Genomic DNA, 20,805 nt, shown 5'->3' with positions numbered 1-20,805 from the left:
ATGTCACTCATAGACCTGCTGGGCGGCAACACCCTGGGACCTGCTGAATGCCGGGTTCTTATCGACAACACCGAAGTCGATGACCTCTACCCGGCCCTGGCGCTGCTAGAGGTGGATGCTGATCGCAGCAGCTGGACCACCGCCAAACTCGAATTCGACACTCGCCGCATTGAGGACGGTAACTGGACCCTGGCCGACGACGAACGCATCAAGCCCTGGCGGGAAATTCACATCAAGGCGGTATTCGGCGACCAGGAGCAGTACCTGATGGCCGGCTATATCCGCCAGGTCAAACTGGAATGCCCTGAGGACCAGGGCGCCGCCAAACTGACAGTGGAATGCCAGGATGCCTCGCTTTTGATGGACAGAACCCACATCAACCAGGTTTGGGCCGAGGATGACGCCACCACGGATGACAGCCAGATCAGCAGCGCCATCGCCAGACGCAGCGGCCAGGTCATCAATTACCAGGGCCCGGTGTTTCCTATCCAGAATCTCAACCAGAACGCCACCGACCTGCGATTTCTCAAGCAGCGGGCCGACACCAACGGCAACGACATGATTTTCCTCGAAGACGCTCTCTACATTGGCCCCATGCGCCTCGACCTTGAACCCCAGCCTGCAGTACTGGTCTATGCCGGGCCAGATACCAACTGCGTCAGCTTTTCCGTCGACGACGACGGCCACCAGCCCGACCAGGTGCTCTACCAGCTGGCAGCAGAAACCGGCACTCAGCCAGAAGAGGAAACAGTCGCACCCGACAGCAGCTTGCTGGGAACGCGCCCGGCCACCAGCGAGGCCGCGGGGGACTTCACCTGGCAGGTGCCGCGGGCCGGCCGGGTATCGGACGAACAGGCCCGTGTAAGCGCACAGGCCGCCGCCAACAGGGCCGCCATGCGCATCAAGGGCTCAGGGGAGCTGGATGGCAGCCGTTACGCCAATGTCCTGCGCATTGGCGAACCTGTGCTTATCGACGGCACGGGGGAGCGCTACAGCGGCCGCTGGTACGTGGATGCCTGCACCCACCGCTTTGACAGTAACGGCTACAAAGTCAGCTTCAAATTGCTGCGCAACGCCTATGGCGACGACCAATCGGCTGCAGCCAGTGTTCTGGCGGGGGTGCTGTGATGGATAAGGTCCTGCAACGACTGGCAACCGATGCCCAGCATCAGGTATTCGGCAAGCACAGAGGCGTGGTGGTCGACAACCAGGATCCAGAATACCGCGGCCGCCTGAAGCTGCTCGTGCCCTCGGTACTCGGCAACCAGACCTCAAACTGGGCCTTGCCCTGCCTGCCATTCGGGGGCCTCGACGGCCAGGGTTGTTACACCATTCCCGAAGTCGATGCCCAGGTCTGGGTCGAATTCGAAGCTGGCAATATCGACCAGGCCATCTGGGTCGGCACCTTCTGGCAGCCGGGTACCAGTGCCAATAGCTCGCCTCCTGAAAAAAGACTGTTAGCCACAGCCTCTGGCCACGTCATGGAGTTCGACGATACCAGCGGTGAAGAAAGCTTCCGTCTGACCCATCCGGCGGGCACCGAGTTGACCGTCAGCCCCCAGGGCAGCGTCAACTGGACCGATGCCAGCGGTGCCGTGTTACACCTGGATGCGGAAAACAACCGGGTGGAATTGACCGACGCCTCGGGCAACAGCATCACCATGGACAGCAGCGGCACTGTGATCAAGGACAGTAACGGCAACAGCACCGAAATGGCGGCCGCCGGGATCACCATCAAGGGCACCAGCATCACTATTGAAGGCCAGCAGGTTGCGGTTGGCGGCAGCGGCGGGGAGGCTCTGATCAAGGCTCAGACGTTTCTCTCATTGTTTAACTCCCACACGCACAACTGCACCGCGCCTGGAGCCCCGTCAGGGCCTCCGATTCCGCCGCTCACGCCCGCCGTCATGACCCTGAAGACGACAGCATCATGAGCACACAACTGAACAAACACGATTTCCTGCGTTTTCCGCTCAAGGTTGCGGCGGGCGGCGGCGTCACCAGCGACCGCCGCCAGCACGTGCGCGAACAAATTGAGCAAATACTGTTCACCAACCCCGGCGAGCGCTGGTTCAGGCCGGAGTTTGGCATAGGTGTACGGGCGCTAATCTTCGAACCCAATAGTCAGTCCCTGGCGGAGGTCACAAACAAGCGATTAACTGCAACCCTGATCGACGCCCTCAAGGGCGAGGTACTGCCACAAAGCCTGGACGTTTCCGTCGAGCCCGACGGAGAAAAGCTCATCATCACCATCGCCTACACCCTTGCCGCCATCAACCACTCCGAAAAGCTGCGCTTTGCTGAAGGGGGAGCACTCTGATGACGAATACATCGAACCTGAAATTCCACAACCACTGTGGTGACTGCGGCCGCCGCGAGGTTGTCCTGCCAGATACGCTGCCGCACCTGGGTGACGATTTCGACTGGCTGCAGCGGGATTACGATGGCTTTCGTCTCGCCATGTTGGAAGAGCTGGCCGCCCGTTTCCCGGAGCGCAAACGCTGGACGCCGGCGGACATGGAAGTGGTGCTGGTCGAAGCATTCTCGGTGCTACTGGATCAGTATTCAGACAGCCTGGACCGCAGCCAGGCCGAAGCTTACCTGGAAACGGCACGGCGCCCGAACAGCGTCCGCAAACTGCTATCCATGATCGGATACGACGCCATCGCACAGGCCCCGACTCAGGCGGCCATACCCGAAGACGTACCGGGCTTTAACGAAACCCTGGAGTCTCGACTGCAGCGGCTGGTGGCGTTTTTACCGGCCTTTCGGGCATTAAGGCCACAACTCGAGGAGGCCCTGCAGTCGCGCCCCCCCTCGGATCAACAACGGGTGCTGGCATTTTTATCGGACGCTGCAGCGGCCGATAACAACGTACTGAACAGCGTTCAGGGCTTTCTGGACGCTGCACCGGACTTCGTCCGTCATTGCCGCCGCTATACCCTGGACCGCTTCTGGACCCTGTACCCCAACGCCATGGACCAGGCGCGCCGCGACGGCCCCAGACAGCTCCATCGCCAAAGTCGCATGGTGACCCTGGCGGATTACGCCAATCTCGCCGAGCATCCGCTGGTACTGCGGGCCCAGGCCAGCAGCCGCTGGGCCGGCTCCTGGCAAAGCATTGATGTGGCGGTGACTTTGCTTGAGGACATCCCGCTGGATCTGGACGCCCTCGCTGCCGAACTGGGGGCAGCCTTTCCAAAGTTTCAATACGAGGTTGAGGCCTTTCATCGCGCCAACAAGCTAGTCCCCCCCCAATGGGCGCCGGATATCAGCGCCCGCACCCTGTTGCGCCCGCTGCTGGACCACTGGCGCATGGCGGGACAGGAAGTGTTCCTGCGGGACGCCGAACGCATAGGTATCGATATTTCTCTGGCAGTGCGCGCTGCCAGCAATTACTACCAATCCGAAATCCGCCACGCTGTGGAAGACAATATCCGCGATTTTTTCGCACCGGGCCGACTGCAGTTTGGGGAAGATATTCACGCCAGCGACATCGTCGAACGGATCATGGCCCTCGACGGCATCGATGCGATCTGCCTCAACCGCTTCAAGCGGGTCGGCAAACGCTGGCCCGATCAGTCCGGTGCCGGCCTGATTCGACTCGAGGGCATCGAAATCGCCATCTGCGACAGCCTCCCGGGAGCGCCTGAACGAGGCAGCTTGCGCATCAAGGTACAGGGAGGACAAAGGGGATGAAAGACCGCCTGCAACAAACGGATCTCACCCGCTGGAACCGTGCTGGCCTGTCGCGGCTGCGTTACGTGGACGGCAATGCCATCACCCACCTCGAAACCCTGCGTCAGGGATTGGTGCAGGCCTTCAATTCCGGATCTGAGATACAGTGGCCCGAACTCGAAATCGATGCATCTCTCAGCGCGGCAAACACTGAAAATGAGCGCCTGCGCCAGCAATACCACGGGCCCAGGCGAGACTACCTGTGGGAGATCATGCGCACCCTGGCCCGCTCCGCCCACGTTCTGACCGAGCATATAGACGCCAACAGCAACGAAACCTTTCTCGCCACCGCCACCGAATGGGAAAGTCTGCGAAAACTCGTGGCTCTGCTCAATTACCGGCCGGCCCCCCAGTCATCCGCCAGCACCGCGCTGGTCTTGCTGGCAGCTGACAATGTCAGCGGCCTGCTGGAAAAAGGCTTTGGCGTAAAAACCAAACCGGACGATGGCTCGCCGCCGGTCATCTTTGAAACCCTCGAGGAGCTTGATCTCGATTCCACCCTGAACAAGCTAAGAGCCGCGAATTGGAACCGATCAACGGCAGTGCTCGCTCAAAGCGGCGACATCATTGCGTTTGAGCTGGCAGAACCACTTAAGGACACATCGGTGGGGGATGTCGGCGTTCTGAGCTGTGCAGATGGCATTGTCGCGGTGAGCCTTGTAGATATAAGCACCGACACGTTGCAGCTTCGGCTTCACAATCCGGCCCCCGGTTGGCCCGTTGCGCCGCCGCTGGCTGACGCTGTTTTATGGCTGACGGCCCGCTCACGCAGAGTGCCGAAAATTACCGGCCAGAATGTCATTAGCCTGTCCCCCAGCTCTATTCCGGTGGCGGATAACTCAATACTAATATGGGCCAATGGCAGTACCTGGCAGGCCGCACGCGTTGCGATATCCCAGGGTTCCCGCCTGCTGCTCGACCGCAACGGCCCCGCAGCAGGCACCCAGGTTTTCCTCGGGTTGGCAGCCCAGCGCCAGCTTTACTCAATCAATGGCGCCGACGAGCATCGCATCATCCTGCCGCTTGCCTCCGACCGCCACTCCGGCGCCCTATTTAATGCTGGTTTAAACCCTATCAATGAATCCGCGGTGACAAGCATCAGCGGCCTCTATGACTACCTTGAAGAGCCCGCCCTGGCGTATTACACCGCCACTGGCCAATCTCTGGGCACGGTTTCCTATGCCAACCAGCAATCAGTGGAACTCAGTGGCAAAGCGGAATCCCTCAGTACCGGCGATTTGCTGGTGATCGAGGGTCAGGATGGTGCCTTGTCAGCCGCACGTCTCGAATCACTGGAAGCCGGCGCGGACTCGGTGCTGCTTGAACTGGTGCCGTCCCTCGGCGGCGCGGCCTTGATCCACGGCCATTTCAAACATCAACTGCATCCTGCGGGTTTCGACCGCAACACCGACCCCATCCAGGATGGGGATAACAATATAACCCTGCAGATGCTGCCAGAGACTTTGAAACCCGGCCGCAAGGTCATCGTCAGTGATGGCGAACAGGCCCAGCAGGCACTGGTCACCCAGGTTGACCGCGCACAGGGCAAGATTCGACTGCATCCTCCCGTGCAGGGCTTTGCCGCCTGGAACACGGTCATTTATGGCAATGCCATAGCCGCGGGGCACGGCGAATCGGCCAAGGAAAAAGTACTGGGCTCGGGCGATGCCAGCCGTAGCCACCAGAGCTTCGAGCTCAAAGTGGACGACCTCAGTCATGTCCCGGATCCCGCCTTTACTCAGGGTGTAAGAGCAGACATCGAGATCTGGGTCGGCGGGCGCCGATGGCAACAGGTGGACAGCCTGGACAGCGCCGGCCCGGAAGAGCACCAGTACGCGGTTATCCAGCTGGAGGGCGGCAATGTGACCCTCTGTTTTGGCGATGGCAGCCACGGCCGCCGCCTGCCCACCGGCAACAACAATGTGCGCGCCCGCTACAGACGTGGCGCGGGTCTCGCGGGCAACATGGCGCCAGGCACGCTCGTCAAGACCCTAAGCCCTCATCCCTGGATAGACGACTTCCTGCAACCCATAGCGGCAAGCGGCGGCAACGACCGGGAAGATACTTCGTCACTGCGGGATAACGCGCCAGCATCCACCCTGACACTGGGACGCGCTGTATCTCTGGTGGATTTCCAGCACCTGGCCACCAGCCAGGCCGGTGTCTGGCAGGCCCGGGCCTTTCGGCCACCGCCTGACGGACGGCCCGGCGAGATTGTCCGGGTCGTCATCCTGCCGGCAGGGGGTGGGCAGCTCGGCAGCCTGAAAGGCGATGTACAGACTTTTCTGCAACAACGGGCCGAGCCACAGGTTCAGGTGGACATTGCGCCCTGGCAACCACTGATATTTTCCCTCGATGTCAGCGTAGCCGTGGACAGCCGTGCCTTTCAGCCTGAACTCGTGGTCGACGCTGTACGCAATGCCCTGCTGGAAACCTTTTCCCTGAGTCAGCGCAAGCTGGGCACTCCCCTGTTCCGATCACAACTCATGGCCGCAGTGGAATCTGTCGAGGGTGTCAGCAATTGCAGCCTGGTTATCGCCTCCCTGCTGCTGGATGGCGAAGGCAACGCCGCCACCGCCGCCAGGATTGTGCGGGCGGCGGATTCATCCATCCGTCGCATTAGCGCGCGCCCCGAGCAACTGCTGCACCTGGATGAGGCGCTGTCCCAAATCGCGATCAACAGCCATGAGTGGAGTTTGTGATGCCTCACAATAACCTGGAAGGGGCCGCTGCCGACCTTTACAACAGTGTTCCGGCTGTTTACCGGACTCGGGACAGCGGCGACCTGCAGCAACTCTTCGCAGGCACGGGCCAGCTGCTTGATCAGATAGAGCACAGCCTGCGCCAGCGCCTGGCCGATAACTTTATCGCCGATCCTGAGCCTGGAGAGATGCCGCTGCAGGACTGGCTTATCCCCTATTTCGCCGATCTGTTCGATGTCCGCCTGGTGTCACCCACCGCCGCGGGTCGCCGCGCCGAAGTCGCCAATGCCGTGACCTGGCGCCAGGGCAAAGGCAGCCTGCAAACCCTGGAGGCGATAGCCGAGTCCATCGCAGGCCTGGAAGTCGTGGTTCACGAAGGCTGGCAACGGGTCGCCACCACCCCGAGACTGAACATTCCACTGGTATCGGCCCGTTACTATGGCTACGCCGACGAAGCACCGGACGCGCCGCCCTCGTTCGCAGCACTGCACCCCGGACTCCCGGCGGTAACCCCGGACATTACGCGACCGTCCGCTGCCATCAAGGCGGCACAGGGACCCGGCAGCCAGCAGAGCACGGTAGACGACCTAACCCATGTCTGGCGCCAGGCCAGCCGGCACGGTGCACCCTGCCATCCAGGTGCCTTCGATGACATCTCCCGCCGCACCGTCGATATCCGCTGCCCAGACTGGCAAAGCGGGCACCACCATCCCGCCAATATCCTGCTGTACACAGCGCCGCCTGCAGGATTCTTCCAGCCGCCCATCACCACAGTGCTGTGGCAGCAAGAGCCTGGCGCCGCCTTTCTGGAAAACATTGAAATCATTGAGCAGCCTGGCCTGCTTATTTATCGCAACCGCTCCTATGGTCAGGACGACTTCAGGCCCGTGCGCATCCGGCGGGTGATTAAGTTATTGCAGCAAGGCAGCGGTGTCGGACCTGCCGACGCGCTCAGCGTCCGCTTCGAGGGGCTGATACTGGACAACAGCCTGGAACTCGATGCCGGTCGGGTGGAGTTTATCGACTGCGCCGTACGGCGGGTGGAAGTCCACGCCATTGATCTCGACAAGCCGGTGATTTACGCCCGTAACACCCTGTTTAAAAACCTGCAGGGCGCCAGGGCGCTGAGTAGGCTGGAGTATTGCACGGTGCTGGAGACCTGTTTCACCGAACAACTGCAGGCATCCGACTGTATCTTCCTGGGCCAGATAAAGCGCGACCACATCAGTGCCGCCCCCCCAAAAGCGGGCTGCCTGCGCTTTTGCGTTCTACCCGCCACACAGACTACCGGCGATCTCAGGCTGCACGCCTGCACCACAGAGACGCCTGTGTTCTTCAACGACCGCTTCGGTGAGCGCAGCTGCGCCGTCTTGCACCCGGCGAGCCCTGTCACTGTAAGGCACGCCGCCGAAGACGGCACCGAGCCCGGCTGCTACCACGATTATTACCTGACCCGGCTGTTCGAAGCTGTGGTCGAGAAGCTGGATGATTTTCTACCCATGGGACGGCACGCGGTATTGATACCCGATCCGCAACTGCTGCAACTGCCATGAATTGATGATGGAACGATCATGAAAACTCAACTGTCGCGCATTAGTTTCGATGCCACCAAACGCTACAATGGCGTCTTCCAACAGATGGGGCGTATGCTCACCGACGCCGACTGGAATGAACTCAACCTCATTGATGGCGAGCGTGTGCGACAGGCGCTGTTGCATAGCGTATTGACCGGCACCCCCAAAGGCAGCGGCATTATCCGGCGTGATGCGTCCGACAGCATCGGCCTCTATTACGGGGAGGCCGTGGTTGAAGGTATCAGTGCCCGCCTGCTACCCGCCGTAATAAACGACGCACCGGCGGATGGCAGCATCGATGATATTCAAAACCAGGCGGACTTCCCCGCCTGCCCGCTTCCCCCAGGAGATTACCGTCTTTATCTCGATGTCTGGCAGCGAACGGTCACTGCGCTTGAGGATATCGGCCTCATAGATCCCGCCCTGAACGGGGCTGACACCTGCACCAGACGCCAGGTCATGTGTCAGCTCAAATGGTGCAGCACCGATACAGACCCGCAAGACCCGCTGATCAATCCCAAAACCGGCAATGCCAGGCTCAGCCTGGAACTGCGCGAAGGCAGCACCGAACCCGACCCTTGCGATCCCTGTGCAGAGGAGCTGGCCCTGCAGGAAAAGATCGGCAATTACCTGTTCCGGGTTGAAGTACATCAGGTCGAGTACGACGCCAGCGGGCAGCCCTCGCGGGTCTTGCTTAAATGGTCTTCGGAAAACGGCGCCGAGCAGCATAGCCTGAGCAGCCTGCCGCCCGGCTTTGCCAGCGCCTCATGGTGCTACGAATTTTTTAGCGGCGCAGACACAGGGTTCGCTTCGGAAAAACACCCGGGCAGGCATCTAGCCGTGGGTTTCACGCCGACCTATGGCGAACTGGTGCCTGGCTTCCCCGCCGCGGGATCAGAGCCTGCCAACCTGCCTTTGGTGCGCCGCTGGGACGGCTTTGCCGCCTTTGACCGGGTGGCGGGCGAATGGCTGCTCGACAGCGGTTTCGATCGCAATGTTGAACTCTCCACCGCACTGGGTGCCAACAGCCCCGGCCGGGTGACCAACGGCGACACTGTCCTCCTGGTGCTGGATGCAATAACCCTGACCCTGGCGCTGGAGGACAATGCACTGCTGGCGGGAGACTACTGGCAGGTGGCAGTGCGTGAATCTGTGCATGCACTGGATCCGCAGTTGCTGGACGCAGCCTTACCACAGGGCATAGAGCACCACTACATGACCATAGGATCGGTGGTGAACGATGAACTGAGCCTCTATGAGGGCGAGCAATGCCGGCGTTTTGAATTCCCGCCCCTGACCGATATACGCGCAGAAGATGTCTGCTTCGACAACGGCGTTTGCGACATGCCCGACGTGGACACCGTGCAAGAGGCGCTGGACCACCTGTGCCAGCAACGGGACCTCAAGTGGCACAACAAACACCTGCACGGCTGGGGCATCGTTTGCGGCCTGATAGCCGAGTGTTGCCAGAATCATAGTGACGAGACCGACTCATCTGACGGCAGCGCAGGCGATCGTCGTTCCGTTTGCGTAACCCCGGGTTACGCCCTCAGCTGCGAAGGGGAGGATCTGGTGCTGAAGGGGCCGCAAGAGGTTCCGATACTGGATATGATCGAGGTACTGGAACAGGCACAGGACAAGACGTTACTGGTAGACGGCGAAGGCACCTTCTGTCTGCGCATCGTAAAAGGCGACCCCGAGCCGCAATTCGTACTGGAACCCTGGAGCAAGGACAAAAAATACGCCTGGCTTGATGGCACCCTGTTGCTTGATTTTTACCAGCACTGCGTGAAGGATCTGATCGAGGCGCTATCCGAGGAAGTGCGGTTTCAGGACGATGAAGGGCTCGAAGAGATCGAAGCCAATACCGGGGTTCTCGTATCCGACCAGAGACGGAAAACCATCAGCGTCGGCAATCTTCTCGCCTGGTTTTTCTTCGGTAATCACGGTCATTTTGTCTGGACCTCTCTGCGGGAGCACCAGATTCTGCTGGCGTTCTATAACCGCTTGCGGGAACTGCTGCGCAGCCGCACCTTCTGCGCCATGTTCCAGGATGAGGAGTTTCCGCCCTACCCCTTTGAAGAGAACCAAATCGACACCATCTTCAGCCGTGGTGATCACACCCGTGTCCTCATGCATCCGGATCAGAAACAGCTCTACAGCTTTGGTGGCACAGACAGCAGTATTCACCGTTTTGACCTGGCATCCAACAAACTGGTGGAAGTGCTAAAGATGCCCGCCGCCCAGGGCGCCGAAATCACCGCGCTCTGCTTCAGTAACGATGGCAGCAAGCTCTACGCCTGTGCGGCAGTGCGCGGCACCGACACCCTCTTCGGTGCGGCGCGGATTGGTCAGACCCACGAATGGCAGCAATCGAGTGTGCTCTGCGATATTTTAGTAACCGAAATGGTAATGGCTATCAGGGAAAAGGATCAGATCTATGCCATCGGCAAGAATAAAGGCCTGTACCGCATTGAGCCGGATGTTATTGCAGCGGACACCAAGCCCCAGCTAACACCCTTTTACAACTTTGCCGCGACAGGACAACTCCTGCTGGATCCAGAAAGCCAGATCGCCTGGTGCGGCTCAAGCGACGCGAACTCCAGCGACGGCTTCTATCGAAATATCGTTCAGTGCGACCTCAGAGCCGACGGGGAAAACCTCAATCCCCAGATTACGACACCACTGCGCAATGTGCAGGGACAAAGCCTGCTCGGCAGTGGCAACCTGGCCATGAGTCAGGCGGGGGCTCGCGACGGAAATGGCGAAAGAGATACGCGCCTGTACTGCATTACCCAGGTTTCGACCAGCACCACCAAACGAATATCTGCCTATCAGCTACCCCTGAACGCAGACGGTCTCCAGGAAATTGGCGGTACTGGATTTGGCAATTCGGATCTTTGGCTCCGCTGGCACGCACCCAGTGAGCGCTTACTGGTGGCCGTGGAAAACGAATGCCGCCTCCATCCCCTGGACAGGGATGCCGGCCAGACCGAAAGCTCCCGTATTCCCGTGCAGGTGGGTCCTGTGGACATGGCCGCCTCGGCGGCAACAGACTCCATCTACACACTCAACTTTGTCAGCAAGACCGTCACCGTAACCCCCGTTGCCGAGCTGGCACCAACGCCTGAATTCAACAAGACCCTGGAAAACTATCGTTACGAAATTTTACTGGCATTTTGGGGCCTGATTTCCAATGTGCTGCAATATCTGAAGGACTGCTTCTGCCATCACTTGCTGGTGAAGTGCCCCAGCTGCGATGACGACAGCAAGCTCTGGCTGGCAACCGTGGAAGTGCGTGACGGCCTGGTCTACAAGGTGTGCAATTTCGACAAGCGCAAAACCGTAAAAAGCTTTCCCACCGTGGAATATTGGGCTTCGCTTATCCCCATCCTGCCGCTGTTAAAAAAGGGTATCGCAAAAATCTGCTGCGCGGTGCTGCCGGACCTTTTTGGCCCCTTGCGAGCAATGCTATTGCCAACGCCCAACAAGGATGATCAGCGTGATAAAAAGCCGCTAACAGAGGCGAGCGCCATCAAGCAAAACCAGAGAAGCTACAATCGCACCGATATGTCAGTCCTGTGGGAACAACAGAAAGCATCCCTGAGCTTTTACGGCAAGACGTTCATGGATGCAGGCATACAGCAGGCCAGAGGCGCCCAGACCACAGAGCCTGGGATCTCCAAGCAGAGCTACATCGGCAGCAACACAACGACAACCACAACCGAGTTCGAAAAAAGAGGTATCGAAGTTACTGCTATAGAAAGCTATGACGAACGCTATTCCGCCAAGTACGCCAATGCCTTTGCCGGCACGCCCCAGGTAATCGAGCGCGGCAGCAAGGTCACTCTGATAGAAAAAGACGGCATTGTGCAGTTCTACCACATAGAAAAAGCACCGCTCGAAATCCGGCTGCCCACAGCAGAACTGGAAGCCCTGGAGGCGCGCAAGGCAGCACTTGAGCTGGATAAAACCAGCCAGGATTTGCAGACGCTGGAAACCCGAAAGAGCCAGACCAAAGCTGAAATCTCCGCACTGGAACAGCAGCTCGAACAGGCCCGAACTGAACGCGACAAGCAACAGACATTACTGGCGCAGATGGCAGAACAGAATCGCGAGCTGACAACTGGCGTTAGCGCCCTGCGCAGCGATCTGGAAGAAATCAAAGCCATGCGCACTGAAATAAACCGGGATATTGCCAGAGACCGGCCAGTGAAGAGCATTACCGAGGTTTCACCCGAAGTGGATTCGATGTTACGCCAACTGGATATTCGCACCGTGGAGGAACTATCAAAAGTGACCACCGCAAAACTGATCCAGGCCGGTATCGACGAAGCTACAGCCAAGAAAATAAATACCGCGGCCAAGGCCAAACTGAGAGAGGTTTGATGGCATGCACATTCAGCGTCGTGCAACAGCCGTCGCGCCAACGCCACCGCTAAGCGTGCAGCAGGCGGCAGCGCCCGCCAGTATCGCTCGCGGCGGCCGTGTCTCGCTCGATATTCCCGGCGATGTGCATCAACACTATTTTGGGCGGGGCCGGCGGCGCTACCGCCTGCCCCGCTTCAGCGACCTCAAGGATATTACCCAGAGTAAAACCCTGGGAATCGATCAGGCTGAGTTGAAAGAGCTGGTGAAGACCGCCTTAATCCGCCTGAAAAAAGAAAACAGGCTCAAAAGCAAAGACTCTCTGGACGCTATTATTGATGCCATTTTTCCAGCACCCGGCAGCATCGATCAAAGTGCCTTTGAGGCGGCGGTAGATAGCAGTGATCGCACTATCATCTACATGTCAGTTTTCGATACCAACGCCAGGATCAAGGACAAGGACAGGCCTAAACTGCGCTCGGCAATGCGATGGGCCATCAAGGTCATCCGCGAGGCGCAGACATCCAAAACCATGCTCACACGGATATTTGGCAGCAAACAGGCCGATGCCGCCGGCAACTATAGAAAGGCGGGAGACCGGCTGCAGGCGTTTGTCGACAGCACCGCGACCCTCAATAAAAGCGTCAATACGGACTACAACCGCGATGACGCCGCACTCTACCTCGGCGGTTGGGCCGACTTTGATGACCAGGTTATCCACCTGGAGCCCGGCGTGGCCAAAGTGACAAACAGCAAGGAGTCCGTTGCCACCCTGGTGCACGAAGCGGCTCATCTGGCCGATGGCGCCATCGAGGATCACGGCTACTACCCACCCAGCACCGGCAAGGATGCATTTGCCGGCATGGCGGAAAGCCGAAAACTGAACAATGCGGCCCACTACGAAGAATTTGTACGCCGCTGGCTCAACACCAGCACCTACAACAATGACACTGAATTTACCCCTGGCAAGGCTGTCAGTGGCGCAGCCTTGACCCTGGAAGATGATGTCCGGCTCGCAACTACCGAATACTTTCGCCATGGCTGGGATGCCGCCGTCGAGGTGCAATTTGCACTGGTCAAATACCGCAAGGACCTGCTGGCATCCAAAGACGCCAAGTTCAAAAAAGACCTGCCAGAACTGAAGAAAATTTCAAAGGCAATGCATCTCAGCCTGCACCGCCAGAGCCCGGGCCATGAAACCGTGACACAACTGGATATTGTGCTGGCGGAAAGTATCGCCAGAGTAGTCAGTGATATGGGCGATCATTCAGCCTCCATCAAACTGGCTCTGACACCCAAGGACACATCCGAGATCAAAAAGGCCAGTGACAGACTCATCAACGATACCATCAGATCCTACGGCGCCCTGCTGGGCGACAGTAAAAAAGACAGAACTCTGACTAATTGGCTGGTGGCCAATTACGGCAAGGCATTTTACTGATGCATACCTACACCCAGCGCTCACCCGGCAAAACGGCAGCTGGCAGCAGTAGTGCCACACAGGCCAGTGCAGTCAAAGCGCTGTTAAACCGATCAAACAAAGGCCCCGCCCTGCAAACAAAGATGCAGCTTGGGCAACCCAACGACCGTTACGAGCAAGAGGCTGACCGGGTCGCCCAGCGAGTCACGGCAGACAGCCCAAAAGCGGTCAATATCAGCGCTCTGGACACCGGCGCCATTCAGAGAGTACCGGAGGGGGCCGCCTCCACCTATGAGGAGGACGAGGAGTTGCTGCAGGCCAGTGCCAATGGGCCTGTTGGCGATATCAGCAGCAATATTGAGCGAAATATAACAGCCTCTCGGGGTGGTGGCGAACCCCTGCAGGCCAGCACCCGAAGCTTTATGGAATCCCGCTTTGGCACCCGCTTTGTCGACACACGCATCCACGACTCCCCATCCGCACACCGTCTGGCCTCCGGCCTTGGCGCCCGGGCCTTCACCACCGGCAATGATGTTTTTTTCGGCAACGGCGAGTATCAGCCCGATACCACCGCAGGGCAGCAGTTGCTGGCCCATGAGTTGACCCACGTAGTACAGCAACGCCGTGGCAGCGCAGCTCTGCAGCACAAGCGGATCCAGCGCGAGCCCACAGGTTCAGAGCCTGCACCCGAGCAACCTGCTGTACCTCTGCCTGTCGCTGGCAATAAAACAACCGGGCTGGTGGATACCGCTGCCAGCACTATCACCTGGACCAGTATCGCCCTGCCAGCGTTTAAAAACCGCGGCCACCGTCGCGCCCGTTACCAGGCGCTGTCGCCTTTGAAGCGCGGACGGGGCGAACGGGTTGATCGCAGCGGCGAAAATGATCCGGCCCAACGGGACAACTGGCTGACCTCGCTGGATAAAAGCACTATCCGCACAGAACTTGAAAACAAGCTTAAAACCGCCAATGCCGGGGAGATGCCAGAAGGCGATCAACACGTGATTGAAGTGCGTACAAAAGCCGGACAGAACCGCTACTACTCAGGCTCCCTGGACAGCCTGGCCAGTGAATTTCTGATCCCCACCTGGGGTGGCAAGAACCCAAGGGCGGAACCGCGTTTCTTCCATGTCGACCATATAGTCGAACTGCAGCTGGCGAACTGGCCCCACAGCCCCGAGGGCAACGCACTGGAGAACTACGAACTGCTGGAGGGGAATGCCAACACCACCTCTGGACGCATGGTCAGGCAGGCCATCAGCGACAAAATAAGCGGCTTTATCCGTGCCACCGAGGGCGCTTATGGTGACACTGAACGAGACATCAAGAGCGGCTTTACCCTGGTGTTCGAGGGTGCCGTTGGTAGCGGTGGGCCCAGTGTCGGCAACTCGGACTTCTGGATTCGCTCTGACATCGAAAGCGGTGCCCACCTGCGAGCCCTGGTGGCGGCGGACCCGACGAAAATTGGCGGACCTGGCCTGGCGCGGGTATTTTCCCGCGCCAATGGGGGAGTAAGCCGCGAGTTCAGCTGGAGTGGCGACACCACAGCGGAACAGGAAGTGCCCTCCAGACTAAGACGTGAGCGCTACTGGCTGAACCCCCTGGTCATAACCCACAAGTACTTCCGCACAGAACCTGAGTCCGTTGTGGATACACCGGATTTTGGCTACCTGCGTGTGCACGTATCCCAGCGGAACAAGGTCTTTCAAAGTACGGAACCGGTGGATCTGCCCCTGAACCGGTTTATTGGCGCCCGTTACGGCGGAATACTGCAGGACTCCTTGCGCACCACAATCGGCAACCTCAAGGCCAATTTTTTCAGTCCCATCACCTTCAATAACATTGAAGTCGCCGGCGATCGGGGCATTGTCGCCGAGGGCAATATCAACGTCAGCCTGCCGTTTTTCAGTGAGTCCACCGCCATCGGCATCAGCCTCGCGGACGGTACCGTATCAGTGTTCAAGGAGTTCAGCACTGAAGACATAGCTCTGCCGGCGCCCTTCTCTGTGGACGAGTGCAGCCTGCGGGCCTCCTATAGCCTGGATAATGACTGGAGTCTCGAGGGTCGGGTCAATTTTGGCATCGACAATGTCGGTCAGGGCGAAATTACCGCCAGCCTGCTGCCGGACACCGGACTCGCTGCCACCGGTGAATTCAACTTTGAGTCAACTCTGTTCAATCCCGCCACCCTGAGCGTGGGTTACAGCGCAGGGGCCTGGAGTTTTGGCGGCCAGCTCGGTTTTGAGGAGGGTCTGATACCGGGCATCAGTGACGGCATCCTGAACGTCAATTGGGCAGAAGGCGTGCTAAGCGGGAACGGCGACGTGGGCTTCAGCTACCCCTGGCTGTCCCGCGGCACCCTCAATCTTAACTATGGAGCAGAGCGCGGACTCGAGATCAGGGGCGGCGTCGAACTGACCGGCGAGGTTCCTGGCCTGAACAGCGCCACCGTCAATGTTCTGGTTGCCAAGAGTGCAGAGGGCATATGGACCCTGGGCGGGGCTATAGAAGCGGATCTGGATACAACACGGATTCCAGGCGTGACCGAAACCCGCTTCAGCGGTGCACTGGAGAATGGTATTTTCACCGCGACCCTTAGCAGCGGGTTCGAACGCGACATCGCCAGTGGCAACGTTATGCTGGGTGTTACCAACCAGGCTATAGATGCGCAAGGAAATCCAATAGAAGGCCAGGCGACCGAGGCTCTGGTATTTTACGGCAGCGGCAGTGTCACCCTCGCATTGACCCCCTGGCTGGAGGCCACCGCCGGCGTTGAGTTCGCCCGCGATGGCGGCATCAGCCTGCGCGGCGCGGTGGAGGTGACTGAAGACATCGAAATCCTCAGCGACGCACAGACACCGGATCTGGAACTGCCCCGCAGTCGCCGCCCCTCCTTCGACGTCGACATTCCCCTGGCGTCCATCGGTGTCGCCGATGTCGCCCTGCGTCTGGGAGGCTCACTCAACGCCTATGTCAGAACCAGCCCCTTCACTCTGCAGGATGTGCGGCTGGATGTTTTCTACAACTTTGACAGACCAAACGATACCACCGTTGAAGGCAATGCCCGCCTGCATATGGATGCGCAGGCGGGGCTGGAGGGGTCGCTGCAGGTTGGCCTGTCGGCACGGGTGCTGGTAATACGCGGCGGGGGCGAGATCGAGCTCACCGTCGGCGCCATGCTGAACGGCGAACTCGACGCCGTGGTTCAGCCCTCCTGGAATATTCGAAACGGCTTTGCGGTCACCGCAAGACTGGACGCCGTAGTCAGCCCCATCGTTTACCTCGACCTGGGCGGCAGAATATTCGTTGAACTGGATGTCCTGATAGGCTCCATCGATCTTTGGGAATCCGAACGTCTGAGCATCGCTCGCAAGGAGTTACCACTGGATGTTGAACTGGGCGCACGGGCGAGCGCCCGTTACCAGGAAAAACCCGATAACGCCCTCACCTATGAGACACCCACCTGGGTTATTCCCAGCGCCGGTGATTTACAGCGCGCCTTCATAGGAGCCGTGCTGGACGAGGTTTAACCGGCTGCTTAGCACCCTCATCAATGCATCCACTAATGCATCCGCAGCCCAGACACGGCATCATACAGCCAGAAGCCATGCCTCTTTCAGGGATCCCCATGTCTGTACTCAAAGTCTATATCGCCGGACCCGATGTGTTCTGGCCCAATGCGCTTGAAGCCGGTGCCGCCAAGGTCGAACTCTGTACCCGCTACGGCTTCGAGGGTCTGTTTCCGCTGGATAGCGCGCTGCAACTCGAAGGGCTTGCGCCACGTGAGGCAGGGATGGCGATTTATCGCGCCAACATCAACCTGATGCAAAAGGCGGATCTGCTGGTCGCCAATATGACACCCTTTCGCGGCCCCAGCCTGGATGCGGGCACGGCTTTTGAACTGGGTTTTATGACCGGGCTGGGCAAGCCGGTATGGGGTTACAGCCTGGATGGGCGCCTCTACGCCGACCGGGTTGCCACGGACAATTCGGCAGCGGATACTGACGGCATGACGATTGAGCGCTTCGATATGGCAGACAACCTGATGCTGATAGGCGCCATTGCAGACAGCGGCGCCGAACTGCTTGCCCGCCAGGCAACACCTGAACTGCAGCAGCATCTGCGCCTTTTCGAACAGCTATTGCAGCTCATCGCCAAAGGCCGCTAAACGCGGCTATTCATTCTCCTGCAAGGCGTCCACCACCGCCAGACCCGACTCATCTACCCGAATATTCAGCACCATGGGACTGCAGCATACCTGACAGTCTTCCACGTACTGCTGTTCAGCCTCACTGCAGTCCACCAGCACACTGATGCGCTCGCCACAGTAGGGGCAATAAAACTCCACTTCTTCCTGGGTATTCATAATAATCCTCCCCGCCAAACAAGTTGCGGCCAGCCCACTATCCATCCTGAATTCAGCTTAGTGCAGATCTGTCTGGCCCGAGGCCGCTGCGGCCCCGTTGCCATTACCGCGGCACCCGCCAAACGGGTTACTATGACGCCTTTTGATCAGTGCAGAGAATACCTGTGGAATATACCTTTGGCCGCGACGATATAGGTCGCTACTTTGCCGAATTCTCGATGGGTCACGAAGCCTTTGGCCACTGGCTGAACGACGAACTGGGCCAGAACCGGCAACAGCTGGACAGCCTGCTGCAGACCATTGACGACCTGCAGCAGCGCAAGCTGCGCGAGTTCGAACTCAGCGGCATCGAATACTGCCTCTGGCTGACACGAGAAGAAGCTCAGGTACGGGCACATATACTGGATGAATCGGCACCGGATGATGAGCTGGCCGAGCTGAGTTTTTACGATGATGAGCTCCAGGCCGGCTGCGGTCTGGACGACTTCAAGGCCGTGCTCGAAGCCTGGCGCGACCTGCCCGGCGCCTAGCAGGAAAAACCGGAGCCCATAATGCCGACCGCAACCCCTGCCGACCTCGCCTCGCTGATTAATCGCGTTCTTGCCATCAACCCCAAAGGCCGTCGCACCCTGATTGCACTGAGCGGTGCTCCGGCCTCGGGAAAATCAACGCTGGCGCAGCAACTGACAGCGGCGATTAATGCCCAAAGCCCATGCGCAGCGCTAGTACCCATGGACGGATTTCATCTCGATAACGCAATCCTGCAGCAGCGCGACCTGTTACCACGCAAGGGCGCGCCCGAAACCTTTGATGCCCAGGGTTTTGTCCAGCTGGTACAGCGCCTGGGTTCGGAGGCTGAAGTTTTTGTGCCGCTATTTGATCGCAGCCGTGATATCGCCATCGCTGGCGCCGCCCGAGTAGGCCCAGAACACCGCATCCTTATTGTAGAGGGCAATTATCTACTGTTCGACGAGCAACCCTGGTCACAACTTTGCAGCTACTGGGATTTGTCGATTCAGCTGAACGTGCCACTGGCGATGCTGGAATTGCGGCTGATACAACGCTGGCGCGATCAGGGGCTGTCGGAATCCGCCGCACGCCAGCGTGCGCTGAACAATGATATCCCCAACGCTCGGCGAATCATCCAGCAGGCCCTGCCCGCCGATCTCGTACTTTAGAGCAGTGCATTTTCTGGCTACCGGCCATCCATGGCCATATGCCGGCGAGCACTGAGGTCATTCGGCGATCCAGCCCGAAGGGGTGCAACAGGGACTGTTGCGCCTGCGATGAGGTACATGGATGTACCGTCAGCGCAGCCCGCTGAATGATCTCAGAGCGCAACGAATAGGCTTCATCGGGTGTATTCTTCAAGGTAAAGAGCTTTGGTTGCTTTCTTTGCGCGTACGCGCCAGCAAGGCTGCAAAATGAACCAACAAACCGCTCCGATACCCCAGCCGGCACAGGCTCCAACAGGGTCACCTTAATCTCGTCTCAACCATCGCAATGGGGCGATGAAAGATGGAAGCGCTCTAGCATCCCGCGAACCGATTCACAGCAGGCCGAAGCCCCGCGCCATGCCCACCAGGCTGACCAGAATCAGCAAGGCTCCCAGTACACGAAAGAACAGGGGCGTCTCGGCCGTGACCAGTGCCCGGTGAAAGCGCTCACCTAACAGGTGACCGACAAAGGCACAGGGCAGCAGCCAGAGGTGATGTATCAGCTGCAGGTCGACCCCGGCAATCAGGAAGGAGATCACCTTGATGAGCACCAGGATAAACCAGAGCACAAAGAGGGTATCGCGCAGCTGATGCTTGGCCACATGGGTGCCATAGACCGCCACAATAAGCGGCGCACCTATCAGGGAGGTGCCGCTGACATAACCACCGAGCATCAGGAACAGCTTGTCCAGATAGGGATTATTGCTGCGAAAGGGCTTATCCAGCACATAGCCAATGGCATAGACGAGAACGATGCCAAAAATAATGCTGGTCATGATATCCGCCGGCAACGTCAGTAGCCCGAAAACCCCCACCAGCTTGGGGATAATCATGATTTTTAGTGAGCTTTTCAAATAAGCCCAGTCAATATTGCCACCCCCGGCACTTTCGGGTTCACGTCGATTACGGCGGTATCCTTGCAAGGCAATCAGGCTGGAGAACACCAGCAGATGAGCCGCAATCAAGGGCAGAAACACCAGGGGTTCATCCAGAATCAGCAACAGGAACGGCAGCGACAGTACCCCGCCACCAAACCCCAAGCCCGAGCGCACAAAACCACTCCAGACAAAAATAAGCCCGATAAGGGCATATTGCCAGCCAAGTAAATCCGCCATGGGAAATTGAAATCCGTATCAGCCCGAAAGCGCGCAGCCTAGCATTTAGCCCGCGGTGCTGCCCAGCGCATCCGTTAAAATCACTGCCAAGTGATGAGAGTCAGATCTGTGAATAAGTAGCAGTCAACGGCAGCCGCATGCTCGAAAATCAAACGCGGCCTGGAAAGCTGCATCGTTAAACGATTAAAGGAATCACAAGAAAAACAACTAATCGGAGTTCGAACAGGAAGCTCTAGCCGCCTGTCGGGCTTGGACGGTCGTAGCAAGGGAAAGTCCGACAGGCTGCTGTCTAGGAGGCTGTCCGA

The 20,805-nt window shown here is 58.8% G+C and carries 14 protein-coding genes; 12 read left to right on the top strand and 2 right to left on the bottom strand.

Annotated features, from left to right (window positions below; all coding sequences use genetic code 11):
• The 10 genes from MPRO_RS13145 (at position 1) to MPRO_RS13100 (ending at position 17,970) form a co-directional block, all read left to right on the top strand.
• Positions 1 to 1,128, top strand: a complete 1,128-nt coding sequence (locus MPRO_RS13145; protein ID WP_067293198.1) for a phage late control D family protein — start codon at positions 1 to 3, stop codon at positions 1,126 to 1,128.
• Positions 1,128 to 1,934, top strand: a complete 807-nt coding sequence (locus MPRO_RS13140) for a phage baseplate assembly protein V (protein ID WP_067293195.1) — start codon at positions 1,128 to 1,130, stop codon at positions 1,932 to 1,934. The genes MPRO_RS13145 and MPRO_RS13140 overlap by 1 nt, the downstream gene beginning before the upstream one ends.
• Complete coding sequence (locus MPRO_RS13135) at positions 1,931 to 2,320, top strand: GPW/gp25 family protein (RefSeq protein ID WP_067293192.1); 390 nt, start codon at positions 1,931 to 1,933, stop codon at positions 2,318 to 2,320. Before MPRO_RS13140 ends, MPRO_RS13135 begins: the two co-directional genes overlap by 4 nt.
• Positions 2,320 to 3,699 (top strand): baseplate J/gp47 family protein, encoded by a 1,380-nt coding sequence (locus MPRO_RS26170; RefSeq protein ID WP_067293190.1) that lies wholly within the window; start codon positions 2,320 to 2,322, stop codon positions 3,697 to 3,699. Before MPRO_RS13135 ends, MPRO_RS26170 begins: the two co-directional genes overlap by 1 nt.
• On the top strand, positions 3,696 to 6,440 hold the full coding sequence (locus MPRO_RS13125) for a baseplate J/gp47 family protein (RefSeq protein ID WP_067293187.1): 2,745 nt from the start codon (positions 3,696 to 3,698) through the stop codon (positions 6,438 to 6,440). Before MPRO_RS26170 ends, MPRO_RS13125 begins: the two co-directional genes overlap by 4 nt.
• Positions 6,440 to 7,993, top strand: coding sequence for a hypothetical protein (locus tag MPRO_RS13120; protein ID WP_067293184.1), 1,554 nt, complete (start codon positions 6,440 to 6,442; stop codon positions 7,991 to 7,993). Before MPRO_RS13125 ends, MPRO_RS13120 begins: the two co-directional genes overlap by 1 nt.
• Positions 7,994 to 8,011: 18 nt before the next feature.
• A complete protein-coding gene (locus tag MPRO_RS13115) occupies positions 8,012 to 12,403 on the top strand; it encodes a DUF6519 domain-containing protein (protein ID WP_067293181.1) in 4,392 nt (1,463 codons plus the stop codon).
• 4 nt (positions 12,404 to 12,407) lie between these two features.
• A complete protein-coding gene (locus MPRO_RS13110; RefSeq protein ID WP_067293178.1) occupies positions 12,408 to 13,823 on the top strand; it encodes a M35 family metalloendopeptidase in 1,416 nt (471 codons plus the stop codon).
• Between the two features lie 122 nt (positions 13,824 to 13,945).
• Positions 13,946 to 17,332 carry an eCIS core domain-containing protein gene (locus MPRO_RS13105; RefSeq protein ID WP_158651813.1) on the top strand — a complete coding sequence of 1,129 codons (3,387 nt, stop codon included), beginning with the start codon at positions 13,946 to 13,948 and terminating at the stop codon, positions 17,330 to 17,332.
• 98 nt (positions 17,333 to 17,430) lie between these two features.
• The gene (locus MPRO_RS13100; protein ID WP_067293172.1) at positions 17,431 to 17,970 is read left to right on the top strand and encodes a nucleoside 2-deoxyribosyltransferase; all 540 of its coding nucleotides are present in this window, start codon (positions 17,431 to 17,433) and stop codon (positions 17,968 to 17,970) included.
• A 6-nt stretch (positions 17,971 to 17,976) separates the two neighbouring features.
• Here the strand turns inward: MPRO_RS13100 and MPRO_RS13095 are convergent, their stop codons facing one another.
• A complete protein-coding gene (locus MPRO_RS13095; protein ID WP_067293169.1) occupies positions 17,977 to 18,168 on the bottom strand; it encodes a CPXCG motif-containing cysteine-rich protein in 192 nt (63 codons plus the stop codon).
• A gap of 164 nt (positions 18,169 to 18,332) precedes the next feature.
• Here MPRO_RS13095 and MPRO_RS13090 point away from each other — a divergent pair, with 164 nt between their 5' ends.
• On the top strand, positions 18,333 to 18,698 hold the full coding sequence (locus MPRO_RS13090) for a YacL family protein (RefSeq protein ID WP_067293166.1): 366 nt from the start codon (positions 18,333 to 18,335) through the stop codon (positions 18,696 to 18,698).
• Between the two features lie 21 nt (positions 18,699 to 18,719).
• Positions 18,720 to 19,346, top strand: coding sequence for a nucleoside triphosphate hydrolase (locus MPRO_RS13085; protein WP_067293163.1), 627 nt, complete (start codon positions 18,720 to 18,722; stop codon positions 19,344 to 19,346).
• Between the two features lie 371 nt (positions 19,347 to 19,717).
• On the opposite strand, the gene MPRO_RS13080 is transcribed toward MPRO_RS13085, so the two are convergent.
• Positions 19,718 to 20,500 carry a TSUP family transporter gene (locus tag MPRO_RS13080; RefSeq protein WP_067293160.1) on the bottom strand — a complete coding sequence of 261 codons (783 nt, stop codon included), beginning with the start codon at positions 20,498 to 20,500 and terminating at the stop codon, positions 19,718 to 19,720.
• Between the last annotated feature and the right edge of the window lie 305 nt (positions 20,501 to 20,805).

Origin of the sequence: Marinobacterium profundum, assembly GCF_001528745.1 — a bacterium.
Lineage (GTDB): Bacteria > Pseudomonadota > Gammaproteobacteria > Pseudomonadales > Balneatricaceae > Marinobacterium_A > Marinobacterium_A profundum.
Note: the sequence above shows the minus strand (reverse complement) of the source record. Positions and strands in the feature narration are given on the sequence as shown.